Below are 23,742 nucleotides of genomic sequence, written 5' to 3' on the forward strand. Positions count from 1 at the left end.
GGTTGACCCAGTCGGCGGCCACGCCACTTTGCGCTTTACTTGCCGTTACCCATACCCTACTTTGGCCTCAGATTTCAGGGAGATTGATAGATGAAAGTTATTGTCCCGGTAGCAGGAGTCGGTAGCAGATTACGTCCGCACACGCACTCCACCCCAAAGGTTTTGCTGCCGGTTGCCGGACGGCCGATCCTCGACCATGTCCTGGAACCGATCGCACGCTTGCAACCTGAAGAGGTTGCTTTTGTCGTTGGTTACCTGGGAGCCGAGATCGAAGCATATATCCAGGCGAATTACTCATTCAAAGCCCGCTTTGTCTGGCAGGAACGCTTGCTTGGTCTCGGACATGCCATTAATCTGGCGGTCCAGCAACTCGCCGATGGCCCTATGTTGGTGGTCCTGGGAGATACGATCGTCGAAACCGACCTAAAGAAGTTCATCGCCGCCGGTGACTATGTGCTGGGTCTGAGGCAGGTGGCCGACCCGCATCGGTTCGGGATCGCCGAGGTTGCTAACGGCGTGGTCAGCCATCTCGAAGAAAAACCGGAACATCCCAATACTAATCTCGCGGTGATAGGGCTGTACTATTTCCACGAATCACAGACCCTGCGCAAAGCCCTGAAGGAGAACTCGGATTCCGGCCTGACCACGCAAGGGGAAGTGCAATTCACCGATGCCCTAGAGCGGATGATCAAAGGCGGTACGAAGTTTCTCCCCTATGAGGTCACCGGCTGGTACGACTGCGGCAAAAAGGAAACGGTCCTTGAGACCAACCAGCATTTCCTGAAGTCGATGCACAACACGGTCAGTCGAGATGGATGTGCGATCATCCCGCCGGTCTTTATCGCCGACTCGGCCAGGGTGACAGCCTCGGTGATCGGGCCGTACGTTGCGATCTCGGATGATGCGGTGGTGGAAAATTCGGTGATCAAAAATACGATCATCGGCCCGAAAGCGATTGTGCGCAACCTGATCCTGCATGATTCGCTGGTGGGGAGCAATGCGACGCTGAATGGCGTCAGTTCGGTCGTCAATGTAGGTGATTCGTCGGAAACGGCCTTCACCTGAGCAGTGAGTATACGAAGCACCATAAGGAGTATGTAATCATGGCAGGAGGAAATTTCCTCTTCACGTCTGAGTCGGTCACGGAAGGACATCCCGACAAACTAGCCGACCAGATCTCGGATGGCGTCCTGGATGAGGTCCTTCGATCCGACACCAAAGGGCGCGTCGCCTGTGAGACCTTTGTCTCAGTCGGATTGGTCATTGTCGGCGGCGAAATAACCACCAAGACGTATATCGATATTCATCGCCTGGTGCGCGAAGTGGTACGTGAGATCGGCTACACCGAGCCATCCCACGGATTCACGTACAATACCTGCGCCATTCTCAATGCGATCGGCTCGCAGTCTCCCGATATCGCCCAGGGTGTTGATACCGGCGGCGCCGGCGATCAGGGTCTGATGGCGGGATATGCCTGCCACGAAACGAAAGAACTGATGCCGATGCCGATCATGCTGGCACATAAGCTGACCAAGCGTTTGGCGGATGTCCGTAAAAAGAAGGTTCTCCCCTATCTGGGTCCCGATGGCAAATCGCAGGTGACGATCGAGTATGTCGATGGCAAACCTGCCCGCGTCGACACCGTCGTGATCTCTTCGCAGCATGATGTTTCCATTCTGGACAAGAGTGGCAAAAAGATCACCAAGAAGGCGGTGGATGAGATGATCGAAAAGGTCGTCCTGCCGGTGATCCCGAAAAACATGCTCGATAACAAAACCAAGTACTATGTCAACCCGACCGGCAAGTTCGTGATCGGCGGTCCGCAGTCGGATACCGGCATGACCGGCCGTAAGATCATTGTGGATACCTACGGCGGCATGGCGGCGCATGGCGGCGGCGCATTCTCCGGCAAAGACCCGACAAAGGTCGACCGTTCGGCATGTTACATGGCGCGGTATATCGCGAAAAACATTGTCGCGTCAGGTTTGGCCGACAAGTGCAATATTCAGCTCGCGTACGCTATCGGCGTGGCGCAGCCGGTTTCACTGATGATCTTCACTGATGGTACCGCCAAAGTACCGGAGAAACGATTGGTGCAACTGGTGCGGAAGCATTTTGATCTGACGCCGCGCGGCATTATCGAATCGCTCGACCTGCTTCGACCGATCTACCGCAAAACCGCGGCCTACGGGCATTTTGGCCGCGATGAAAAAGAGTTCACCTGGGAGCGCACCGATGTCGCTAAAACCCTCGCCAAGGATGCCTAAGCCATGATCAAATCGGATATCAAGAATATCAAGTTAGCAACTCAGGGGAAGCAAAAGATCGAGTGGGCCGACCGCTCGATGCCGGTGCTTGAGTTGATCCGCGAGCGTTTCGCCAAAGAGAAACCGCTCAAGGGAGTCAATATTGCGGCCTGTCTGCATGTGACGACCGAGACGGCCAACCTGATGCGGACGCTCAAAGCGGGCGGCGCCAATCTGACGCTGTGTGCCTCGAACCCGCTCTCCACACAGGATGATACCGCTGCGGCTTTAGTGGCGGAGTACGGTATCGCGACTTTCGCCATCAACGGCGAAGATCACAAAACTTACTACAAGCATATTCATCAGGCGCTTGAGATCGAGCCGCATATCACGATGGATGACGGCGCCGATCTGGTGTCGGTCCTTCATACCGAAAAGAAAGCGCTCGCATCGAAGGTCTGGGCGGGGACGGAAGAGACCACCACTGGCGTCATCCGCCTCAAGGCGATGGAGCAGAACAACGCGCTCCTCTTCCCCGTGATCGCGGTGAATGAATCGAAAACAAAACATCTGTTCGACAATCGATACGGCACCGGGCAGTCGACCCTGGATGGCGTCATTCGTGCCACTAATATGCTGATCGCCGGCTCAACGGTCGTGATCGCCGGTTACGGATGGTGCGGGCGGGGTGTCGCCAGTCGCGCCAAGGGACTTGGGGCGAATGTGATCGTCACCGAGATCGATGCCGTCAAGGGGATCGAAGCTGCGATGGATGGCTTCATGGTGATGCCGATGGCCAAGGCTGCCTCGATGGGTGATCTGTTTATTACGGTGACCGGTGATATCAATGTCATCCGGCTGGAGCATGTGCTCAAGATGAAGGACCGTGCGATCATCTGCAATTCCGGCCATTTCAATGTTGAGATCGACCTGAAGGCGATCGCCAAAGCGGCGAAATCGCACCGGATGGTTCGCCCGCATGTCGAGGAGTTTGTGATCGGCAAGCGCTGCGTTTATATCCTCGCCGATGGCCGCCTGATCAATCTGGCGGCAGCCGAAGGGCACCCGGCGATGGTGATGGATATGTCGTTTGCCAACCAGGCGATTGCGGCGGAATATGTGGTGCAGAACCATGCCAAGCTGCAGAAGCGGGTTTATGCGGTCCCGGAGAAGCTGGATAATCTGATCGCGAGCCTGAAGCTGAAGTCGATGGGAGTATCGATCGATCGGCTGACGCCGGAGCAGAAGAAATATCTGGCGAGCTGGGAGATGGGGACGTAGGGTTTTTGAATCTCAAGGCGGGTTCTGGATTTACCACTCCCGCCTTTGATTTTGTCAAGCGCATCATTCCGCGCAGGCGGGAATCCAGAGAGTTTTGGGGAGTGCGTATTATGCGAGTCATTCTGCTAACGCTTTTCGGTTTTTTGGCTACAAGCCCATCAGCCAATTCGCAGGCCATGATCGACAGTCTCACATCGTCAAAGCTCAACCAGATGATTCTCCATGACCACATCAACCCAATGGATACCTCGTACATCAACCCTTCGGTCTACAAACTGAAGGTGCTTGATACGCTTTCTTTAGACAGATTTCGCATTGCCTTGGTCGCCTTCCCATTTGACGACCGCGGATTCGGCAATAGAACCACAAGAACCCTGATCTGTTGTTACGATGTTTCGACTCTTGAACCCAAGGAGATCGGCTGCTATTCACTGGGAAGCGTAGGAAATGGCAGGCTACTTAAATTTGGTGATGGAGTTCTGGCTGAATTGACCACCGGATATGGAGCTGGAGGCTGGGGGGTGACAACCTACCACTTGACCTTTGTATGGCCTGAGTTCCAACCTGAGTTCTTCGTAGCTACTCTTGAAGAGTGTGCTATGATGAATGATATGCCATGCCAACGGTCATTCATCAAACTTGTTCCGGATAGTTCTGGAAGTTTAAGTCAGATGATGGTCTGGCAAACCAGTACAAGGAGTGACATGAACGACAATCTGCTTTCCAGAAGGGACAGCGTGAGTTGTACTTGGCTGAGTCGTGAGAGCACTATCGTCAAGCTCACTCAGATGGTCGGGCTGTCCCAAGATTCGCTCAGAACTTTGTTTCGAGCTTCAGATGAGCCTATTCGCTATCTGGGTAAACTCGCAGACAGCCTGCTCAAGGGGATGTAAGCAAACTGTCTGGATGCCCGCCTGCGCGGCATGATGCTTTTATGCATTATCTGTCGTTTGGATATGGTTGTTTGAATATAATGGCTTGAAAGCGATTTTGGGCAAATCGAGAGACTCGTGAAACGACCGGGACGGACACTTCTCTTCATTCTCGTGGGTGAGCTTCTTATCCTCCTCAACTGGCAGTTCCCTGTGATCCGGTTTTCTGTGCAATGGGCAAATGACCTCTGCCTGCTCCAGACACTGCTGGCCCCTGCCGTCTTGATCTACATTTTGGCAAAGCACAAAGAGATGCTTACAAACTTCCGATTCTTGAGACCGACCGTTATGGTCGCCGGTACGATCATCGCAGCACTCTCGTTTGTCCTTGCCGGCATGATCTTGTTGGGCGGTTTACTATTGGGAAGCGAAACCATGGACAAGCAGTGCGAGGCTATGGAGGTTTTCGCGCATAGTTCAGTTAAAGCTTACCGATTCTCAAGCAACCTACCTCCGCCACGACGGTACATGGTCCGGCAAGAAATGACCTTGATTCCGGGGATTCTGCTGGTCAGGGAGCTTGAACACGGAGTGCTTGATAGCAATGCCGAAACCTTTTGCGAAGACCTCAGGGAAAGAATGAGCGGTCGGACAGACCTGAAACCGTACGTCTATTTCTGATTTTATCTGGCAGATGATTCAATGATGCTGGATGCCCGCCTGCGCGGCATGATGCGTTCATGAATAAGCACAGAATGTGGTGAGCCCCGTTAGCCTGAATCCCCCCTCACACGTTTATCCCGTCGAACAGCACTGAGATAAGATACCCCCCCGGTTGGGCGCAGGAATCAAATCCGAATACTCAGCCCCAGGAACGGGTTGTAGTCAGCGGCTGTTTCAGTCAACCCCAGATTGATGCCGAAATCAAACTGCATATTCGACGACACGCCGAGTGTGAGTCCGGTATCAAAAGTGACACTTGGTTTGATACCTTGCCTGAACTCCGAGAAAAGCTCCACATACCCGCCCCAGCTTGCAGAAAGATCGTGTCCCAGACTGGCGGACAGTTGCATAGCCTGAGTCTTTTGGTCGGCCACCTTGGTCTCATCGACCACGACCATGCTGGATAGGGAGTAGGTTTCGGTGAGTGAGACAGCCATCGGCAGGATGATCCCTGCGGCATAGTCACTTCTGTTCTGATCTTTGATCCCAAATTCACAGTAGGGCATCAGCGCAATGGCCGGCCCAGATGAGTCGTTGTCGCGGATATTCACCTTGCAGCGGATCATCACTGAACCGAATGCTCTAAGGCTCGGGAATTTCGATCTCCCTCCATAGGTCGTATCACCGTCGATCCAGTCCGACTCTCCCGTAAATGTTGGGATCACAACTTGCAGGTCAATTCGGTCAGTCAGTCCGATCTTGCAGTTCATCCCGAGCACCACCCCCTCGCGCTGATGGCAGTTGCCAATATCTGTCCAGGAGAAGGTGGCCAGATCAGACTCTATCTGCAGATGGCCGGCATCCACCGTAAACGGTGACTCCGTTTTGTCCGGACGATCTGTGCTCATAGGACGCATCGCTTTCTTAGTCCCGGATTCCCCGGCCGTGTCGTCTGCACTGACTGCGCAGGCGGTCAGACCAAACGATACTAACAATACAAGCGTCGCAATGCGTTGTTTGGCTGGTAATAACATTGGATGTTCTCTCCCTGAATCAGACTCCCGTACGTGATGCTGCAATTACGGCGAAACACAGGACAGGCGCAATCTGAATTTCCAAAAAGTGGACCGCACCTGTCGGCCCCAATGCAGAGCGAGTTGGTCGCTAAGCCTTGATCCCGTCAAACAGCACTGAGATCAGATACTCACCCGATGGGCGGGCGGAGATTCGTTTGCCGGCGTATTCGCGGCCGACCATCGCGCCGAAAATGATCGCCACCAGATAGCCGGTCAGTTCCGGTTTAACATCACGGCGTATCTCCCCCGTCTCCTCCCCGCGTTCGATGATCTCCTGCACATACTCGTGGACGTGGCGTTCAATATCAACTCCCTCAATTTCGACTCTCGCATGCGCCACGGCGTGAGTGGCGAACAGGTAGAATATCTTTTCCGCGGGAAAAAGTTTCGCATTCATCACCACCGCATGAAATAAATGCAACAAACGGTCACGCGCCAGCACCGCTTTCTCTTGCTTGCGGACCTCGCCGATCCACTTGCCGAAGAAATCATCGAAGACCAGGATGACGAATTCGAGCAGATGCGTTTTCGACGGAAAGTATTGGAAGAACGAGCCTTTGGAGATCCCCGCCTCGGTGCAAAGCCGGTCGATGGGGAGACCATCGTAGCCATACCGCCCGAACAAGCGGATCGCCGTCTGGTAGATCAGTTCCTTCTTTTCAGGCGGGAGCCTTCGGAAAGTCTCGCTAACTACCTTCTGTCTGGCTAATTGCGCGATCTGGTTTTCATCAATTAACCGGCATGGACACACCCTATAATTATGACCGTTTAGTCATCTTCTATATACCATAACTATATATTTATTGTCAAGATTTCATTTCCGTTTGACTGGGGACGATAGCGGGATAAATTGCCCGGTATAATAACCTGTCTATTCACATTTCCAGGAAGGGAAATCTATACAATGGGTAAAGTGAGAGTAGCGATCATCGGCGTCGGTAACTGTGCATCCTCGCTGGTGCAGGGCGTCGAGTTCTACAAGAAGGCGAAAGATGACGATCAGGTCCCCGGCCTGATGCATGTCAATCTTGGCGGCTATCATATTCGTGATATCGAATTCGTCGCCGCGATCGACATCGACAAAAACAAAGTCGGCAAGGATCTGGCCGATGCAGTTTTCACCAAACCGAACTGCACGTACAAGTTTTCGAATGTGCCGAAGACCGGTGTCAAAGTCCAGCGCGGCATGACCCATGACGGTCTCGGGCACTATCTTTCTCAGATCATTGAGAAGGCCCCTGGCGACACGGTTGATATCGTGAAGCTGCTTCGCGACACCAAGACCGATGTTGTGATCAACTACCTGCCGGTTGGTTCGGAAGAAGCGACCAAGTGGTATGTCGAGCAGATCCTCGAGGCTGGCTGTGGCCTGGTGAACTGCATTCCGGTCTTTATCGCCCGTGAGCCGTATTGGCAGAAGCGTTTCCGTGAGAAAGGTCTCCCGGTCATCGGCGACGATATCAAGTCACAGGTTGGCGCGACGATCGTCCACCGGATCATGACCCGCCTCTTCTACGAGCGCGGTGTCCGTCTGGAACGGACCAGCCAGCTCAATGTCGGCGGTAACACCGACTTCTTGAACATGCTGGAGCGTTCGCGTCTCGAGTCGAAGAAGATCTCCAAGACCAATTCGGTCACCAGCCAGTTGCCGTACGAAATGGCGCCGGCCAATATCCATATTGGACCGTCGGACTATGTCGAGTGGCTCTCTGACCGTAAGTGGGCCTATATCCGGATGGAAGGGACGACTTTCGGCAATGTCCCGCTCAATGTTGAGATGAAGCTGGAAGTCTGGGATTCGCCGAACTCCGCCGGTGTCGTGATCGATGCGGTCCGTTGCTGCAAGCTGGCGCTGGATAACGGCCTTTCGGGTGCGTTGATTGAGCCGTCGTCGTACTTCAAGAAATCTCCGCCGGTCCAGTACACGGACGAGGAAGCTCGCCGTCTGACCGAGGAGTTTATCGCCAAGTATGGCTGGAAGCAGTCCGGCAAGGCTGAAAAGCCGATGCGTGCTGCCGCCCGCAAGCCTGCCGCTGCCACCAAGACCAAGCAGGCGACCAGCAAAAAAAGAGTCGTGAAGAAGAAAAAATAAGTTTCCACTTCTTCACTGAGTCCTCTACTTTAACCGGCGACCCAAGGTCGCCGGTTCTTTTTTCCACGGCGCCCAGGTTGACGATATGACGCAAAAAACGACCGGCAAACTGATCACATTCGAGGGGATCGATGGCTCCGGCAAATCGACTCACCTCACTCTCAGCCAGAAATTCCTGAGCGAACGCGGGTTTGCGGTTAAGGTCCTGCGCGAGCCGGGGTCGACCGAGGTGGCTGAGCGGATCCGGGCTATCCTGTTGGACCGCAAGGCCCAAATGTCGGCCATGACCGAACTGCTCCTGTATGAAGCCTCCCGCGCTGATATCGTCGAAAAACAGATCGTCCCGCTCCTGCGTAAGGGGCATATAATCCTTCTGGATAGATTCTACGACTCCACCACCGCGTATCAGGGATATGGACGGAAACTGGATATCAAGATGGTCAAGCAACTGAATCTTATCGCCACGAATAGAGTCGCCCCCGACCTGACGCTGGTGTTTGATGTTGATGTTGCCACCGGGATGAGCCGTTTAGGCAAAGACCTCGATCGGCTCGAATCCGAACCACGTGCTTTCTTCAAACGAGTGCGCGCCGGATTTCTTGAGATCGCCCGAAAAGAGAAGCGCCGGGTGAAAGTGATCGATGCTTCGCGTCCGGTGGAGATCGTTTTTGCCGATGTCACGCGTCACCTCTCCAGGAAACTGGACCTGGCATGACCGAAGCTCCCATAGTCAACCGTCGTGACCTCCTGCTGGCGAGCATCTTTGCTGTCCTGTTGACGGTCATTTGCGGATCGATCGGACTGGTGGTGCTGTCTGATCCGGATATCGAGCGGGCATTTCAGATACCGTCTATCGCCCTGCAGATCGAACGGGAATATTCCGGCCAGGTGAATTGGGACAGGATGTTTGACGCGGCACGTAAAGCGATGTTCGCCGATCTGGATCGCTATTCCGACTATGTCGAGCCGCAGACTTTTCGGGCGATGGATGAAGAGATGACCGGTGCCTACACCGGGATCGGTGTGTCGATCGTTCGTGACGAGCTTGGTCTGCTGGTGATGGCGGTGCGGGAGGATGGTCCCTCGGCCAAGGTTGGCCTGATGACCGGGGACATAATCATTCGCGTTGATTCTACCTCGCTCGCCAATAAAGAGGTGCCGGAGGCAACTGAATTACTTCGCGGAGTCGAAGGGACCAGCGTCCAGATCGGCGTTTACCGCCCATCGACTGGCGACACTTTGGCGATAACAGTCACGCGGCAACGGATCAACTTTCAGCATATCCCCTTCGCCGGATTTACACCTGACAGTATGCTGTATGTGCGGCTTCTGGATTTTGATGCCGGGGCGGCAACTGAGCTGAGACGGTCGATCGATACCCTGCTTGAACCCAACAAAGGAAATGCGCGCGGGATCATATTGGACCTTCGCGGCAACCCAGGCGGCTTGTTTACCGAAGCCTTTGAGACGGCCGATCTTTTTCTTGAGGCGGGGCAATTCATAGTTGGCACCGATGCCCGTTCGCGGTGGAACCGCGAGATTCACAAGGCGACCGGTCATGATATCACCGGCGGCCTTCCGATGATGGTGCTGGTTGACGGCGGCTCTGCTTCGGCCTCGGAGATCGTCGCGGGCGCATTAAAGCAGTCCGGCCGTGCTGAATTGGTGGGAGATACAACATTTGGCAAAGGGCTGGTACAGGGGTTTACCCGTTTTCAGGATGGAAGCGGCGTACGGCTGACCATTTCGCGATACTACCTGCAGGGAGACGTTTATCTGAATCAACTGGATTCGGTGTTGCATGATACCGGGACTGGTCTTCCACCCGATCACTATCTTTCCCTTCCGGAAACAGATCCTTTTATCGGAGAGATCGAGCGGTCGCTGTTGATCTCCCGCTTTGCTCATCAACACCAGGATGACATCATTGCCGGGCCTCCTCTTCTTGGCCCAGACAGTAGTTGGGGTTCGCAGTTTGCCACCTTTGCGGCCAGTCAGGATTTCCTCTATATCTCCCCGCGAACCGAGGCAGCGCTGATCGTTTTGCTTACCGCCCAGGAGAGTGGATATTCCGCGGAAGTCCTCCAGCGATCAAGAGAGCTGTATGAGCGATCGCTCCAGCTTGATCGACGGCTGTTTGTCGACTATCGCGACTATATCGAGATGCGGTTACGCCAGGAAGCGTACGAGCGGAAATTCGGCGCCTGGAAAGCGTACGCCGAGGTTATCGTGCACGAACGGCCGGATATCCGGCTCGCTATTGAACTGCTGAAAAAGAAAGTCCGCTTGTGACGATCGCTCTTTTGATCCTCTGCGGTGTGCTGGCGGGACTAGTCGGCGGTTATCTCGGGGTCGGCGGCGGCATTGTCATTGTGCCATTCCTTACGCTGGCGATGGGGTATGACATCAAAGCGGCGATCCCGATCTCGATGGCGGCAATCGTCATCAACTCCCTCGCGTCATCTTCAGAGTATATGAAAAAGGGGATGGTCGATCTTGAACTGATGGTCGTACTGACCTTTGCAATGGTAGTCGGGATGATCATCGGAAGCACGCTGCTGACGATCATCCCGGCAACTTATGTCAAGTTCATGTTGGCGGCGGTGCTGGCATATACGGCGATCTCGCTTCTGCATGGTAAAGAGAAATCCGCCTCGACCGTTGCAGCAAACAAACGAGCCCGCCTCATGCTCTCTGTTTTCCTTGCCGCCCTGGGCGGGATCCTGGCCGGGCTGGTTGGGATCGGCGGCGGAGTGATCGTGGTCCCGCTCATGTTCCTGATGTTTGGTCTTCCTCTTTCCACTGCGCGAGGAACCTCGTCGTTTATTGTCGGCTTCTCCGGCGCAGCGTCGCTGGCCGTTTACTTTATCAATGGTCTGGTCAATCTGGCTGTCGCGCCGGCAGTTATTCTTGGGACGGTCATCGGTGGCAAGCTGGGCGGGAAACTGGGGACAGTCGCCAAACCAACAGCGGTGAAGATCATCTTCTTCGTGGTGATGATCTACGTAGCGTTCCGCCTCGCGTATGGCGCCTGGGGTGAAATGTGAGTATCAAGTCTCGGCTGTCCGATCTGGTGTCGTTCGATCACTGGGCCTGGCTTTTCTTTGTAGTCTGGTTTGGTGTCAGTTTGGGACTCTCTCTGGCAGGGATAGATGACGCCGGTCGATTCAGCTTCTGGGGGATCATCCTGTTACTGGTCTGTTATCATCTCCGCTTGTTGTTTGTCGCCCACCAATTCCGGCAGAGCCATCAACCGCGATACCAGCTATTGACCTACCTGTTGTTAGCTTTCCTGCTGATCTCGATCGCAGTACAAATGGTCCGCTAACGGAATATCATGAAGACTCTGCTTTTCTGTGATTTTGACGGCACTATCTCGCGCCGCGATATCGGCTACTCACTCTTTCATCATTTCAGCGGCGGGCGGAATGACGCGCTTCTGCCGGACTGGAAAGCGGGACGGATGTCGAGCCGAGAGGTGTTGACACGGGAAGCCGAAATGGTTAGTGCGTCTCCGGATGAGATCATGACCTATCTGGAGCAGTTTGAGATCGATGCTGGTTTTGCCGGATTTGTGACGCTCTGTAGGAAAAACCGGATTGAGCCGGTCATACTTTCGGATGGGCTGGATCTCTATATCAGGTTCGTCCTTGAAAGATATAAGCTTACGGACCTTCAGGTTATCTCCAACATTGCCCGTCTCCAGGATAACGGCCTGACGATCGATTTCCCGCGGAAAAACCGCGCCTGTCTACGGTGCGGAAACTGCAAAGGTGAGATCATCGACGAGTACCGCATGGCTGCCGGTGAACCGGTTCGCACGGTCTTCGTCGGAGATGGTTATTCCGACACCTGCGCCGCATCCACGGCCGACCTACTCTTTGCGAAAAAAGACTTGGCCCACTACTGCCGCGAGAAGCATATTCCCTTTATCGACTACGATACCTTTGATGATGTCGCGTCGCGGCTTGTTGCGACCGGGTATCTGCATCAATAGACTCGCACAACCCAATTCGGAAGGACCGAACCGGTGAAAGCACTGATCATGGCAGGGGGGTTTGGCACCCGCCTTCGACCCCTGACGATAAATGTCCCAAAACCGATGGCTCCTGTCGGCACAATCCCAATGATGGAGCATGTCGTCAGTTTGCTCCGTAAGTACAATATCACCGACATTACATCGCTGCTCTATTTCCAGCCGGAGATCATCAAGAACTATTTCAAAGATGGCAGCCAGTTTGGCGTGAAGATGGACTATCGGTTGCCGGATGACGACTACGGCACTGCTGGCGCGGTTCGCTTTGCGCTGGAGAATGTCCATGAGCCGGTGATCGTCATTTCGGGCGATCTGGTGACAGATTTCAATTTGGGCGATGCGATCGCCTGGCATACGCAGAAAAAGGCGGATGCCACGATCCTGTTGACCCGGATGGAGAACCCGCTCGCCTATGGGATAGTCATCACCGACGACAATGGTCGTATTGTTCGGTTCCTTGAGAAGCCGTCATGGGGCGAAGCATTCTCCGATACGATCAATACCGGTATCTATATTCTGGAACCATCGGCGATCGAGTTAATCCCGAAACGAACCAATTTTGATTTCTCCCAGAATCTCTACCCGTTGATGCTTTCGCGCCAGATGGGATTGTATGGCGAAATCATGCAGGGGTACTGGCGGGATGTCGGAAATGTCGACGAGTATCACAACGTGCATATCGACCTGTTCGACAACAAGGTTGCGATTGACTTAAAGATGGAGGTCTCCCGGAGCGACCAGGCGACCGTTTATAAGGGACGAAATGTCACGGTAGCGCCGGATGTGCAGATGCATGGGACGGTGATCCTGGCCGATGATGTGATGGTTGAATCAGGGACCCGGCTGGAGAATGTCTGTATTGGGCAGCGCGGTCGGATCGGGCACAAATGCAACCTGGTCAATTCCGTCATCTGGGCCGACTGTTTTGTCGGCAATGAATCTTCGTTTTTCTCCGCGACCGTCTGTAATCGGAACCGAATCGGCCACAATGTGCAGATGAATGATCGCGTGATCGTCTCCGATGACTGCGTGATCGGCGATTCGGTGACGGTCAAAACCAATATCAAGATCTGGCCGGGAAAACAGGTTGATGATGGCGCGATCGTTTCTTCCTCGGTAGTCTGGGGAGACAAGTGGAATCGAGAGCTGTTCACTGATTCCAAGATCACTGGTCTTGCGCTGACCGAGATCACACCCGAAATGGCGGTGCGTGTTGGTTCGGCCCTGGGGGCATTTCTGGGTCTTGGCGCGCGAGTAGTGACGAGCCGCGATGGATCGGATATTTCCCGTCTCCTGCGCCGTGGTCTCATTTCCGGGCTGTTGGCGAACGGCGTGCATGTTTCGGATCTGGAGACTATGCCGATCCCGGTGGTGCGGTATGGACTGCGCAAAGATAAGTTTGATGCCGGCATCTATGTACGGCATAATCCGGACGATTATCGCCAGATCGATTTCATCCTGTTCGATGGCAATGGGCTGGATATGCCGACCAGCAAGTTGAAGAAGATCGAACGGCAATATTTCGGTGAGGATTACGAACGCGCACCGCTCGACCGGATCGGACATCTCGACCGCCCCACCCGCGTGCTGGACAACTACCGTGAGGAGTTCCTGTCGGCTACGGATGTTGAATTGATCCGCCAGGCAGGATTTAAGATCGTGATCGATCACTCGAACGGCGCTTCCAGTCAGATCTTCCCCACGCTCTTCTCGCTTCTGGGGATCTCCGCGACTGAACTGAATGCGAGTCTCAATCCGCGGAAATTCTCTTCGTCGGCCGATGAGCAGTCGCAGGCGATCGTCCAACTGGCCGCGATCGTCACCTCGCTGAAGGCGGATATCGGATTCCGTCTCAACTCTGCCGCAGAGAAGCTGACGGTGGTTGATGAACAGGGGAAGCCGCTCGATCCGCAGATGCTGTTGCTGATTGTCACCGATCTCTACCTTCAGGTTCATCGTCCGAAAAAGATCGCGGTGCCAGTGGTAGCCTCGATGGGGATCGAGGAGGTGGCGCGGGAGTATGGCGTCGAGGTTGTGCGCGTGTCCAATGATCATCGCGCGATGATGGATGCGCACACTCGCGGCGGAATCGAATTTGTCGGCGGCACCAAGGGAGGATTCATTTTCCCCGGTTTCCAGATGGGAGCCGATGCCATGTTGGGCGCGGTGAAGATCCTGGAAATGATGGCCAAAACCCGCAGCCGGCTCGGACACCTCCGTCAAAGCCACGAAGCGTTTGTGCGGCAGTCCATTTCCGTCCCCTGCCCCTGGTCCAAGAAAGGGGACCGTGATGCGCCGCCTGATCGTCACGTCCAATGACAAAGAGCGGCAGTTGATCGATGGAGTCAGGATTTTTGAGAATGACGGCTGGGTGCTGATTGCACCAGACCGGCTGAAGGCCTCGTTTAATATTCACGCCGAGTCCCGCTCAAAAGAAGAGACCAACCGGCTGTTGGACCACTACCGCGCCTTTGTCGAGGAATCGCAGACTGCTTAGGTCGCGCTAGCCACACACATTCCCAACGGCCCCGTCGAGTGATCGCGGGGCCGTTTCCTTTTGGGCATCCGGTATTTGAGATAAAATCTATCCGCTTTATAAGGGGAATTCGCCCCATATTTCCGCAAAACACTAAACCAGCGAGTGATTTAGCCGAAACATGATATGACATCGTGGTTTGGGTGATGTGAACAGTTCACACCTGCCGGAATGCGATTGCGGACTATGGGGAAGGGTGAATGTTGATAAAAATTGAGACCGGGGACGCCTGCGGCGTACCTGGTTGCGGTTACCAGCAATAGAGGACCCAATGCTCCGATTTTTCTCCAACCTCAGTATGAGAGCCAAGTTTCTCAGCATCATCTCGATCTGCGCGCTGGGGATGATAAGTCTTGGAATAGTGTCATACAGCCTTCTCAACGAGGTGAAGGTCGGCGGGCAACTGTACGGTCGGATCACCGATGGCAAGGATCTTATCGCGGATATCCTCCCCCCGCCTGAGTATATCATCGAATCATACCTCGTCGTGACACAAATGACCGGCGAGACGGACCGTTACAAAATTCAACAATTGGCGGATCGCCTCACCACGCTCAAGAAAGAGTATTACGACCGTCGCGAAGTTTGGGAGAAAAAGCTGGAGAGCGGGGCACTGAAGACAACTCTGCTCAGACGCTCATATGAACCAGTAGAAGAATTCTATCGGGTGGTCGAACGGGATCTCGTTCCGGCCGCATTGGCTGGCCGTCAGCAGAAAGTCAGGGAACTTGCGTTCGGGCAACTAGGCGAACTGTACACCAAACATCGCGAGGCCATTCTTGAGGTGGTTGAACTTGCCAACGGACGGAATGCGCAGATTGAAGCACTCAGTGGCGCGATCATCAGCAGCAAAGTACAGATCCTGACGTTTTTCACCGGCCTCTTCGTGCTGGTAGTATTTGCATTGGGGTGGATGATAAATCGAGTGACTGTCGGCCCGATCAAGCAACTGACCAGTATTGCTGACAGGCTCTGTGTTGGGGATGCCCGTCAGACTGTGACGATCGAGTCGAAGGATGAGATCGGGCAATTAGCGGACTCGTTCCGCAAGCTGGTTGCGTATCTGGGTGACCTGACGAATCTCACGTCGCGCATAGCGGAGAATGATCTGACCGCTCGGGTCAAGCCGCGGTCGGAGAATGACCAACTCGGACTTGCTTTCCAGAAAATGATCACCAATTTTTCGGCGCTGGTGCGCCAATTGGCAGACAGCGCGCGTGAACTGGCATCGGCGGCCTCGCAGGTAGCGGCAGCGGCCAACCAGATGTCCTCGGGCTCCAAATCCCAGGCTGACCGAGTCAGCCAGGTGACAGCCGCAGTCGAGGAGATGAGTGCTACGATTCTGGAATCCTCGCGCAACGCAGGCGATGTTCGGAATGCCTCGCAGGAAGCCTCGGATACCGCGTTGAGTGGCGGAAAGATCGTCAATGACACGGTCCTTGAGATGCAGCATATCTCGGACGTGGTCCGCCAGTCGGCAGACTCTATTGGTAACCTGGCGAAGTCGGCCGACCAGATCGGACAGATCATCAGCGTGATCGATGATATCGCCAGTCAGACCAATCTGCTGGCGCTGAATGCGGCGATTGAAGCCGCTCGGGCGGGCGAACAAGGACGCGGGTTTGCCGTGGTGGCCGACGAGGTTCGCAAGCTGGCCGAAAGAACTGGCAAAGCGACTGGCGAAATCAGCTCGATGATAAAGGGGATTCAGAGCGAAACAAGCAACGCGGTCAGCTCCATGCAGAACGGCCTCAAGCAGGTGGACCATGGCCGTGAACTGGCCGACAAGGCTGGAAGCAGTCTGACCGGGATCGTGACGATGTCTCAGCAGGTGGTCAATATGATCATGCAGATCGCGACGGCGGCGAATGAACAGTCGGCCGCGGCCGAAGAGATCAGCCGGAGTATCGAAGGGATCAACACCTCCATTCGGGAAAATGCCACCGGGGCCGCACAGTCAGCGACTGCCGCCGAGGAACTGCACCATCAGGCCGAACAGCTCCAGCAGGTAGTCGCCAAGTTCAAGGTGAACTGATTTCATTCCCGGACACAATTAGCGCAAAAAATATGACCGCCGAACCACGAGAGTTCGACGGTCATGAATGATAGGTTGGGAACTATGTAAACCTTGCTGGCGTGTGTTGGGCACGTTCAGCCTGGCCTTTGGTTATTATATGTGAGTTGCCTGCCAAAAGTTTCAGATTTCTGATAACTGCTTGGCAGATAAAACGTAATCCTAACAATTCCGGACCCACAAGAACTCCGTACTTGTCATTTGGCTGTTCTGCCGTATTTTGGCGAGATTAAGCATGAACCGGAATTAACCAGGAGCAAAGACTGTCGTGGATTATACCAGCAGAACCAAAATTGCCAGGATCCTGGTCGACGATACCATACCTGTCGACTCCACTTTAATTATCCTTGGGTGGGTTCGGACTGTCCGGACCGGCAAGGAGGTGGCATTCGTTGAGGTGAATGATGGTTCTTGCATGAAGAATCTCCAGGGCGTGGTCAACGATCCGTCCAAACACCCTGTTCTCGATAAGATACTGACCGGCGCCGCGGTTAGGATGAAAGGGAAGCTTATCCCCTCCGCTGGCAAAGGGCAGAAATATGAACTGGCGGTGGAGGAGTTGAATCTGGTCGGCGAGGCGGATGCAACCTTTCCGTTACAGAAGAAGCGCCACAGCATGGAGTTCCTCCGTGATATCGCGCATCTCCGCCCGCGTACCAACACGTTTGGCGCGGTGAACCGGCTTCGTTCGAAGATCGCCTATGCGATTCACCAGTACTACCAGGAGCGCGGGTTCTTCTACGTTCACACACCGATCATCTCTGCTTCGGATTGCGAAGGCGCCGGAGATATGTTCCGCGTGACGACAGTCGACCTTTATCACCCGCCGATGAAAGAGGGAAAGATCGACTGGGATGCTGATTTCTTTGGGTCGGAAGCATTCCTGACTGTGTCGGGACAGCTCGAGGGTGAGTTGATGGCGACTGCATTAGGTGATATCTACACGTTCGGCCCGACCTTCCGCGCGGAGAATTCCAATACCAGCCGCCACGCCGCGGAGTTCTGGATGATCGAGCCGGAGATGGCCTGGGCAGAGCTTGAAGACAACATGAATCTGGCTGAGGATTTCCTGAAATATCTGTTCCGTTATGCGCTGGAAAACTGCAAGGACGAAATGGAGTTCTTTGGTCAGTGGGTTGATACCTCGGTCCGAGAGACACTCGAATCAATCGTCCAGTCGGATTTCCAGCGACTGACCTATACCGACGCGATCAAAACGCTGGAGAAGTCGGGCGAGAAATTCGAGTACCCGGTCTCGTGGGGGATCGATATGCAATCCGAGCATGAACGGTTTCTCACGGAGAAAGTTTTCAAGAAACCGGTGATCGTCTATGACTACCCGGAGCAGATCAAAGCGTTTTATATGCGGATGAACGACGATGGAAAAACTGTCCGGGCGATGGATGTATTGGTCCCCAAGGTGGGCGAGATCATCGGCGGCAGTCAGCGCGAAGAACGACATGACCTGCTGGTTGAACGGATGAAGAAGATGGGGATAACCAACCTGGAGAATTACTATTGGTATCTGGATATTCGCCGGTATGGCTCAGTCCCCCACTCCGGATTTGGGCTGGGGTTTGAACGGGCGCTGATGTATATCAGCGGGATGGGGAATATCCGGGATGTCGTGCCGTTTCCGCGAGTCCCCCGCTGGGCACGATTTTAAGTGTAAGACGAGCGTAGAAGCCGACCGGAAGGTCGGCTTTTTCTTGTTTGGTAACGAGTTACGGAATTTCTGGGGTGCGCGCGTGGATTTTCGGGCAAAAAAACGCCCCGCGCCGGGGGGGAGGGGGAACGGCACAGGGCGGGACCGACAGACCCGAAGGTCTATCGCATCCTTTTAAACCGATGGTTCGGTCATTTGTTCTCGTACATTGACCGATAAGTCAATCTTCTTGACTTACAATCCTTTATGGACCAGTCTGGGCGCTTCGCCGTCCGCGAGTTCGTCTTAAGCGCTCTCACTGATTCATAACGCGCGCTCAATAAAGAATGTTCCACTCAAAAAGCAAGGGCTTTTTCTGGAGATGAGCGATTTTTCCCTCCGTGATATTCACATTTACCTTCTCATCTCCACGGATATACATAGACTACTCCTCTCTTGGTATACACGTGTGCCAGTGTTTCGTTCCAGCGGGAAGCCGCTATCGAGTGTCGGCATTATATCAGCAGTGGCCGTTTGTTGTTCATAACTTGACTTAGATAGGTCCATCATTATATTCCCCGCTTCCCATGGACCCACTCACTTGAAGGATCACTGAATCATGAACTGTTTTCATCCTATGGTACGTTTCGCCACCCGCTCCTGTGGCAGATCACTTCCTGCCTTCCTGCTCCTGCTGTCACTCTTTGGCCTGTCCGCGGCAACACCGGCAACCGCACAGGAAGAAGAAAAGCCGACCAATCTTAAGGTACTGGACACTGCGCTGACGCATGAACAGGTTGACCAGATCATGGATAAATTCACCGCGGCATTGGGAGTCGGGTGCGACTATTGCCATGTCCGTAACGAGGGTCCCAATGCGCGGGGCATGAATTTCGCCAAGGATACGTTGCCGACGAAGGAAGCGGCACGTGATATGATCCGACTGGTCGGGGCGATCAATAACGACTACCTCGCCAGAATGAAACGTACTGATTCGCAGATGGTCGCTGTTCAGTGTGTCACGTGCCATCGCGGTCAGGTAAAACCGGAGATGCTGGAGGATCTGCTTCGTCGCGCGAATCAGACCGGCGGATTAGCGGCGGTTGATTCTACCTACCGGTCGTTGCGTAAACGCTATTACGGCAGTCATACGTTTGATTTTTCGGATCACCCACTGGGAGAACTCGCGATTGAAATCTCGGAGAAAAGCGATTCGGCGGCACTCGCGCTCTTAAAGCTCAACCAGGAATTCAATCCGGAGTCGATCTTCAATCAGTGGCTGCTGGGACAGGTGTATACCTCGCTCGGAGATACGGCGACAGCGATCGCTGAATATGAACGGGCATTGCAGATCAATCCCGAATCACGGCGAATCAAGCGTGATCTGGAAGCGTTAAGAAAGAGCAAAACTCCGTAGGTCCCGGAAAATAGATTGGCGATGCAGTCGTTGTGACCGGTTAGGATCACCAGTCGAGAAATGCGTCGATCTCGATAAGCCCTACTTTGGTTGAATAGAGAATCTGACTTCATACTTCATCCAGAAGCGTTGCGGCTGGCCATTGTAGAGCGCGGGAGTGAAACGGTAAGTCGGCGCAACAGCCAGAGCTGCAGAGTCCAGAGCAGGATCGCCGGAAGTTTCCAGCAATTTCGTTTCAAGCACTCGACCGGTGGTATCGACATATAGCCGAACCCAGACGGATCCAGTCGAACGGTCACTCACCGCGGTCTCGGGATAGGTGGGGTTGGTGACTTCCAGCGGCTTGGGCGCAATCAGTTCTTTCGGGCCGGGTCGCTCGACATCCTTGGAGGTTGAATCAAAGCGAACAAACCAGGCCATCCAGGATGTAACCGGTTTCCCGTTGGTCGTGCCGGGGGCGAACTTGTGTCCCGAGATCGCCTTGATCGCCGCTTTTTCAAAGCGACTATTCCCGGAAGATGAGGCAATAGTGGTGTCCAGGACTCTCCCCTTTTCATCGATCACCGCAGCCAGTTTGACCCATCCCTCTGTTCCATTGCTCCAGTCTTCGAGCGGGTACTGCGCCTTTTTGTATCGCGTGAATTTGGCGGAATACTCCGGCGGCACCAGATCCGCATAGCTGGTGGAACCCGGTTTCGTTGATCCAATAGAGTCTACAATCAGCATTTGGTTTGCGGTTGTTGTATCGAAGAGTGTATCACAATGCGTAATGTTCGCTGAATCGGTGGTGGAACTCTCCTCATACCAGGTAAGCCCCCCAAGTGCGAGCTGGCTGAGCTTGTAGTTCAACGAAACGGTTGTCCAGGCGCCGACCTTGCGACCATCCACTCTGCCAGGTTCGAATCTCATATTTCTGACTTCCACGATGGCATTGGTATCGAGTATCGGGTCGCCGGCGGAAGTTGCCAGTTGGATCACTTTGGGAAGTCCCAGCGTGTCGACATAGGCATTGATCAGAGCCGTTCCTTCGCGCTTAGATTCAAAGGTTTCACGGAGGAAGCGACGTTCCGTATTTGGAGATGCCTGCGGACGAACCAGTCCCGGAACGGAATCGGTCGGAAGCGGGATTCCGACCAAAGCCATTGTCTCGGCAGTCAGGTTGAAATAGACCCGATAGTAGGCATCGTAGCCGACCGGATTCCCTTTACTGTTGAGTTTGACCGGGAAGGGCGTTGATCTGACTGCTTTCGTCGCGATCTCGCGGAAGTGGTAGCCGGGGACAGAGACATTCTTGACCTCAACATCAATCGGGTGTCCCGTTTTGTCGATCTTCAATCTGGTCAGCACGACCGCCTCGACCAGATTACTAATCGCTTCCCTGGGATAATTGAGCACAGGTGGTGTCAGCGGCTCGACGATGGGTGCGTCGATTCCGGGGCCAATCACTCTAGCTCCTTTGCCGACTCTCCGCCGCCCTGCCTCGTCGGTCCACTCCATTCCTATTGCATTGGGATTAGCATACACAACCGGGCAATAGCCGACGTACTCAACCGGGTAGATCCCATCCCAGAGGGGTTCAAAATAAGCGTCTCTTACCGCCTTGAGTGCTGCTTCCTCGAAACCGTAGCCAGGAGTGACGCACCTGACGACCTCGGCCGCTTTCACTTCCCCCAGTTCCCCGACCGTAACCTTGAGCCAGACTGCGGCACGCACCTGTGCCTTTTTCCCTTTTGCAGGATAGGTCGGGATCGGCGGCAATGTGGCGCGGAGGATGGAATCCTTCACCCCGGGTCCCAATTCTGCAGGTGGGGCGTAATCGATCTGTCGATATTGTGCATGGACAGAAAACGGCAGGATGGCCGAAAAGAACAAGAACAGGGCTATACAGATGCGTTTCATGAACTCTCCCAGGGTCGACTGACTGGTGTAAGATATCAACTCAGAGAGAATTTGCAAGGGTTGGGTAAAACCAGCGGCATTTCGTGATCATTGAGTTGCCTCTTGCGTCAGAAATCCTCTCACGCAATATTGAGAGCATCAAAGACTATTGGCCGAATTCAAGGCGGCCTTTCCATGCGCTTCAGTTCCCGTTTCAGATCGAGAGAAGGGAGTATCTCATGCTGAACATCATTTGGTACATCATTGTCGGGTTTTTCGCCGGCTTGATCGCTCGTGCGCTTCTGCCGGGTGGAGATCAAATGGGGTTTTTGGCGACCACGGCGGTCGGGATTGTCGGATCGGTGATTGGGGGATTTATCGGCGGCAAGATGAAACCAGCGGAGGCAGGTTCGAGTTTTCAGCGGACGGGATTCATCATGTCGATAGTCGGGGCAGTAGTTTTGCTGATCATCATTCGGCTGATGCGGTGATAGAATATCCGCAAGGTAGGATGGGGCCGCAACTTGAACAGATTTCCTGGCGTGTGGATGGCGCATCGGGGGGCCTTTCCCCCGGCCTAACCCTCGCATTTTCAATCACTTCTCCCTCTAACCTATTTTCTTGACAAGAGCACTCTGAATTTGTTAACTGATAAGTTTGGGTGCGATAACTACAGCCAAAGGAGCCAATCGTTGCAGGCCAAGGAAAAGGCGGAAGTGACCTTCCCAGACATCTTCGAAAAATGCTTTAATTTCACCGAAGCCCGTGATGTGAAGGCGATGGGCATTTATCCCTATTTCCATCCGATCCAGTCCGCTCCCGGCAACGAGGTTGTTGTCGAAGGGCAGCACTGCATTATGGTCGGCTCCAACAACTACCTCGGCTTGGTCAACCATCCGAAGGTAAAGCAGGCCGCGGCCGACGCCGCGCTCAAGTATGGTTCCGGTTGTACCGGTTCACGGTTCTTGAATGGGACTCTCGACCTGCATCTGGAACTTGAGCGAAGACTCGCCAAGTTCATGCACAAGGAAGCGGCGCTGGTCTTTTCGACCGGATTCCAGACCAATCTGGGCGCCATCTCCTGCATGGCGAGCAAAAATGACGCGATCATCATTGACCGCCAGGTGCACGCCTGCATTGTCGATGGTACTCGCCTGTCCTACGGCAAAGTCTATAAATTTGCGCATAACGACATAGAAGACTGCGAACGAGTGGTCGCCAATGTTCGCAATATCAACGGCAAAGGCGGCATGCTGATCGTGGTCGACGGCGTGTTCTCAATGGAAGGGGATATCATCAACCTTCCTGACCTGGTGAAAGTCGCCAAAAAGTACAATGCCCGGTTGATGGTTGACGATGCGCACTCTATCGGCGTGCTTGGCCCGACCGGCGCAGGGACTGCCGAGCATTTCGGACTGACTGATGATGTCGACCTGATCATGGGGACATTCTCCAAGTCATTCGCTTCGCTGGGCGGGTTTGTCGCCGGCGATTTCCAGGTCATAGATTTTATCAAGCATTTCGCCCGCTCGCTCATTTTCTCCGCCTCGATCACGCCATCGTCGGCCGCCGCCGTGTTGGCCGCGCTGGATATTATCGAGGCCGAGCCGGAACGCCGCGAACATCTCTGGCGCAACGCGCGCAAGATGCAGGCCGGGTTCCGCAATATGGGATTGGATATCGGTCATACGGAGACGCCAGTGGTCCCGATCGTGGTTGGCGAAGATCTCGAGACATTCGCTTTCTGGAAAGACCTGTTCGACAACGGTGTTTTCACCAATCCGGTGATCTCACCGGCGGTCCCCCCGGGACGCGGTATGATCCGAACATCATACACGGCGACGCATACCGACGAACAACTGGACAAAGTGCTTGAGGTAATCGAACGGGTATCCCGCAAGCGTGGGTTGATCTCGTAAGAGCAGT

General features: G+C 54.2%; 21 protein-coding genes. 18 read left to right on the forward strand and 3 right to left on the reverse strand.

Features of this window, described 5'->3' with window-relative positions; all coding sequences use genetic code 11:
* Positions 1-90 precede the first annotated feature (90 nt).
* From IPH75_11955 to IPH75_11975, 5 genes are all read left to right on the forward strand, one after another.
* The gene (locus IPH75_11955) at positions 91-1,065 is read left to right on the forward strand and encodes an NTP transferase domain-containing protein (protein MBK7142781.1); all 975 of its coding nucleotides are present in this window, start codon (positions 91-93) and stop codon (positions 1,063-1,065) included.
* 38 nt (positions 1,066-1,103) lie between these two features.
* Entirely contained in the window at positions 1,104-2,267 is a 1,164-nt protein-coding gene (locus IPH75_11960; GenBank protein MBK7142782.1) for a methionine adenosyltransferase, read from the forward strand.
* 6 nt (positions 2,268-2,273) lie between these two features.
* Complete coding sequence (locus IPH75_11965) at positions 2,274-3,527, forward strand: adenosylhomocysteinase (GenBank protein ID MBK7142783.1); 1,254 nt, start codon at positions 2,274-2,276, stop codon at positions 3,525-3,527.
* Positions 3,528-3,532: 5 nt separating this feature from the next.
* Entirely contained in the window at positions 3,533-4,420 is an 888-nt protein-coding gene (locus tag IPH75_11970) for a hypothetical protein (GenBank protein MBK7142784.1), read from the forward strand.
* Between the two features lie 117 nt (positions 4,421-4,537).
* Positions 4,538-5,080 (forward strand): hypothetical protein, encoded by a 543-nt coding sequence (locus IPH75_11975; protein MBK7142785.1) that lies wholly within the window; start codon positions 4,538-4,540, stop codon positions 5,078-5,080.
* 167 nt (positions 5,081-5,247) lie between these two features.
* Here the strand turns inward: IPH75_11975 and IPH75_11980 are convergent, their stop codons facing one another.
* Entirely contained in the window at positions 5,248-5,970 is a 723-nt protein-coding gene (locus IPH75_11980) for a transporter (GenBank protein ID MBK7142786.1), read from the reverse strand.
* Between the two features lie 256 nt (positions 5,971-6,226).
* Positions 6,227-6,889 (reverse strand): TetR/AcrR family transcriptional regulator, encoded by a 663-nt coding sequence (locus IPH75_11985; protein MBK7142787.1) that lies wholly within the window; start codon positions 6,887-6,889, stop codon positions 6,227-6,229.
* Between the two features lie 153 nt (positions 6,890-7,042).
* Here IPH75_11985 and IPH75_11990 point away from each other — a divergent pair, with 153 nt between their 5' ends.
* From IPH75_11990 to IPH75_12040, 11 genes are all read left to right on the forward strand, one after another.
* Positions 7,043-8,230 (forward strand): inositol-3-phosphate synthase, encoded by a 1,188-nt coding sequence (locus IPH75_11990; protein MBK7142788.1) that lies wholly within the window; start codon positions 7,043-7,045, stop codon positions 8,228-8,230.
* An 85-nt stretch (positions 8,231-8,315) separates the two neighbouring features.
* Complete coding sequence (gene tmk, locus IPH75_11995) at positions 8,316-8,945, forward strand: dTMP kinase (GenBank protein MBK7142789.1); 630 nt, start codon at positions 8,316-8,318, stop codon at positions 8,943-8,945.
* Entirely contained in the window at positions 8,942-10,522 is a 1,581-nt protein-coding gene (locus IPH75_12000) for a S41 family peptidase (GenBank protein ID MBK7142790.1), read from the forward strand. Before tmk ends, IPH75_12000 begins: the two co-directional genes overlap by 4 nt.
* Positions 10,519-11,277: a sulfite exporter TauE/SafE family protein gene (locus IPH75_12005; GenBank protein ID MBK7142791.1), complete on the forward strand. Its 759-nt coding sequence runs from the start codon at positions 10,519-10,521 to the stop codon at positions 11,275-11,277. Before IPH75_12000 ends, IPH75_12005 begins: the two co-directional genes overlap by 4 nt.
* Complete coding sequence (locus IPH75_12010; protein ID MBK7142792.1) at positions 11,274-11,558, forward strand: hypothetical protein; 285 nt, start codon at positions 11,274-11,276, stop codon at positions 11,556-11,558. The genes IPH75_12005 and IPH75_12010 overlap by 4 nt, the downstream gene beginning before the upstream one ends.
* 9 nt (positions 11,559-11,567) lie before the next feature.
* Positions 11,568-12,227, forward strand: a complete 660-nt coding sequence (locus tag IPH75_12015; GenBank protein MBK7142793.1) for an MtnX-like HAD-IB family phosphatase — start codon at positions 11,568-11,570, stop codon at positions 12,225-12,227.
* A gap of 33 nt (positions 12,228-12,260) precedes the next feature.
* Positions 12,261-14,585, forward strand: a complete 2,325-nt coding sequence (locus IPH75_12020; GenBank protein ID MBK7142794.1) for an NTP transferase domain-containing protein — start codon at positions 12,261-12,263, stop codon at positions 14,583-14,585.
* Positions 14,557-14,763, forward strand: a complete 207-nt coding sequence (locus tag IPH75_12025; GenBank protein ID MBK7142795.1) for a hypothetical protein — start codon at positions 14,557-14,559, stop codon at positions 14,761-14,763. The genes IPH75_12020 and IPH75_12025 overlap by 29 nt, the downstream gene beginning before the upstream one ends.
* A 337-nt stretch (positions 14,764-15,100) precedes the next feature.
* On the forward strand, positions 15,101-16,837 hold the full coding sequence (locus IPH75_12030) for a HAMP domain-containing protein (protein ID MBK7142796.1): 1,737 nt from the start codon (positions 15,101-15,103) through the stop codon (positions 16,835-16,837).
* A gap of 307 nt (positions 16,838-17,144) precedes the next feature.
* Positions 17,145-18,542, forward strand: a complete 1,398-nt coding sequence (gene asnS / locus IPH75_12035; protein MBK7142797.1) for an asparagine--tRNA ligase — start codon at positions 17,145-17,147, stop codon at positions 18,540-18,542.
* 598 nt (positions 18,543-19,140) lie between these two features.
* Positions 19,141-19,938, forward strand: coding sequence for a c-type cytochrome (locus IPH75_12040; GenBank protein ID MBK7142798.1), 798 nt, complete (start codon positions 19,141-19,143; stop codon positions 19,936-19,938).
* A gap of 81 nt (positions 19,939-20,019) precedes the next feature.
* Here the strand turns inward: IPH75_12040 and IPH75_12045 are convergent, their stop codons facing one another.
* Positions 20,020-21,837 carry a TonB family protein gene (locus tag IPH75_12045; GenBank protein MBK7142799.1) on the reverse strand — a complete coding sequence of 606 codons (1,818 nt, stop codon included), beginning with the start codon at positions 21,835-21,837 and terminating at the stop codon, positions 20,020-20,022.
* 218 nt (positions 21,838-22,055) lie between these two features.
* Here IPH75_12045 and IPH75_12050 point away from each other — a divergent pair, with 218 nt between their 5' ends.
* Both IPH75_12050 and IPH75_12055 read left to right on the forward strand, forming a co-directional pair.
* Positions 22,056-22,307 carry a GlsB/YeaQ/YmgE family stress response membrane protein gene (locus IPH75_12050; protein MBK7142800.1) on the forward strand — a complete coding sequence of 84 codons (252 nt, stop codon included), beginning with the start codon at positions 22,056-22,058 and terminating at the stop codon, positions 22,305-22,307.
* Positions 22,308-22,595: 288 nt separating this feature from the next.
* The gene (locus tag IPH75_12055; protein MBK7142801.1) at positions 22,596-23,735 is read left to right on the forward strand and encodes a pyridoxal phosphate-dependent aminotransferase family protein; all 1,140 of its coding nucleotides are present in this window, start codon (positions 22,596-22,598) and stop codon (positions 23,733-23,735) included.
* Positions 23,736-23,742: the final 7 nt, after the last annotated feature.

The organism is bacterium, assembly GCA_016708025.1.
Lineage (GTDB): Bacteria > Zixibacteria > MSB-5A5 > GN15 > FEB-12 > FEB-12.

Excerpts from the sequence above, each read along its gene's own strand:
- IPH75_12025 (MBK7142795.1), top strand. The coding sequence starts at position 14,557 with ATGCGCCGCCTGATCGTCACGTCCAATGACAAAGAGCGGCAGTTGATC.
- IPH75_12030 (MBK7142796.1), top strand. The coding sequence starts at position 15,101 with ATGAGAGCCAAGTTTCTCAGCATCATCTCGATCTGCGCGCTGGGGATG.
- tmk (MBK7142789.1), top strand. The coding sequence starts at position 8,316 with ATGACGCAAAAAACGACCGGCAAACTGATCACATTCGAGGGGATCGAT.
- IPH75_12000 (MBK7142790.1), top strand. The coding sequence starts at position 8,942 with ATGACCGAAGCTCCCATAGTCAACCGTCGTGACCTCCTGCTGGCGAGC.
- IPH75_12045 (MBK7142799.1), bottom strand. The coding sequence starts at position 21,837 with ATGAAACGCATCTGTATAGCCCTGTTCTTGTTCTTTTCGGCCATCCTG.
- IPH75_11960 (MBK7142782.1), top strand. The coding sequence starts at position 1,104 with ATGGCAGGAGGAAATTTCCTCTTCACGTCTGAGTCGGTCACGGAAGGA.
- IPH75_12050 (MBK7142800.1), top strand. The coding sequence starts at position 22,056 with ATGCTGAACATCATTTGGTACATCATTGTCGGGTTTTTCGCCGGCTTG.
- IPH75_12040 (MBK7142798.1), top strand. The coding sequence starts at position 19,141 with ATGAACTGTTTTCATCCTATGGTACGTTTCGCCACCCGCTCCTGTGGC.
- IPH75_12015 (MBK7142793.1), top strand. The coding sequence starts at position 11,568 with ATGAAGACTCTGCTTTTCTGTGATTTTGACGGCACTATCTCGCGCCGC.
- IPH75_11990 (MBK7142788.1), top strand. The coding sequence starts at position 7,043 with ATGGGTAAAGTGAGAGTAGCGATCATCGGCGTCGGTAACTGTGCATCC.
- IPH75_12055 (MBK7142801.1), top strand. The coding sequence starts at position 22,596 with ATGGGCATTTATCCCTATTTCCATCCGATCCAGTCCGCTCCCGGCAAC.
- IPH75_11980 (MBK7142786.1), bottom strand. The coding sequence starts at position 5,970 with ATGAGCACAGATCGTCCGGACAAAACGGAGTCACCGTTTACGGTGGAT.
- IPH75_11955 (MBK7142781.1), top strand. The coding sequence starts at position 91 with ATGAAAGTTATTGTCCCGGTAGCAGGAGTCGGTAGCAGATTACGTCCG.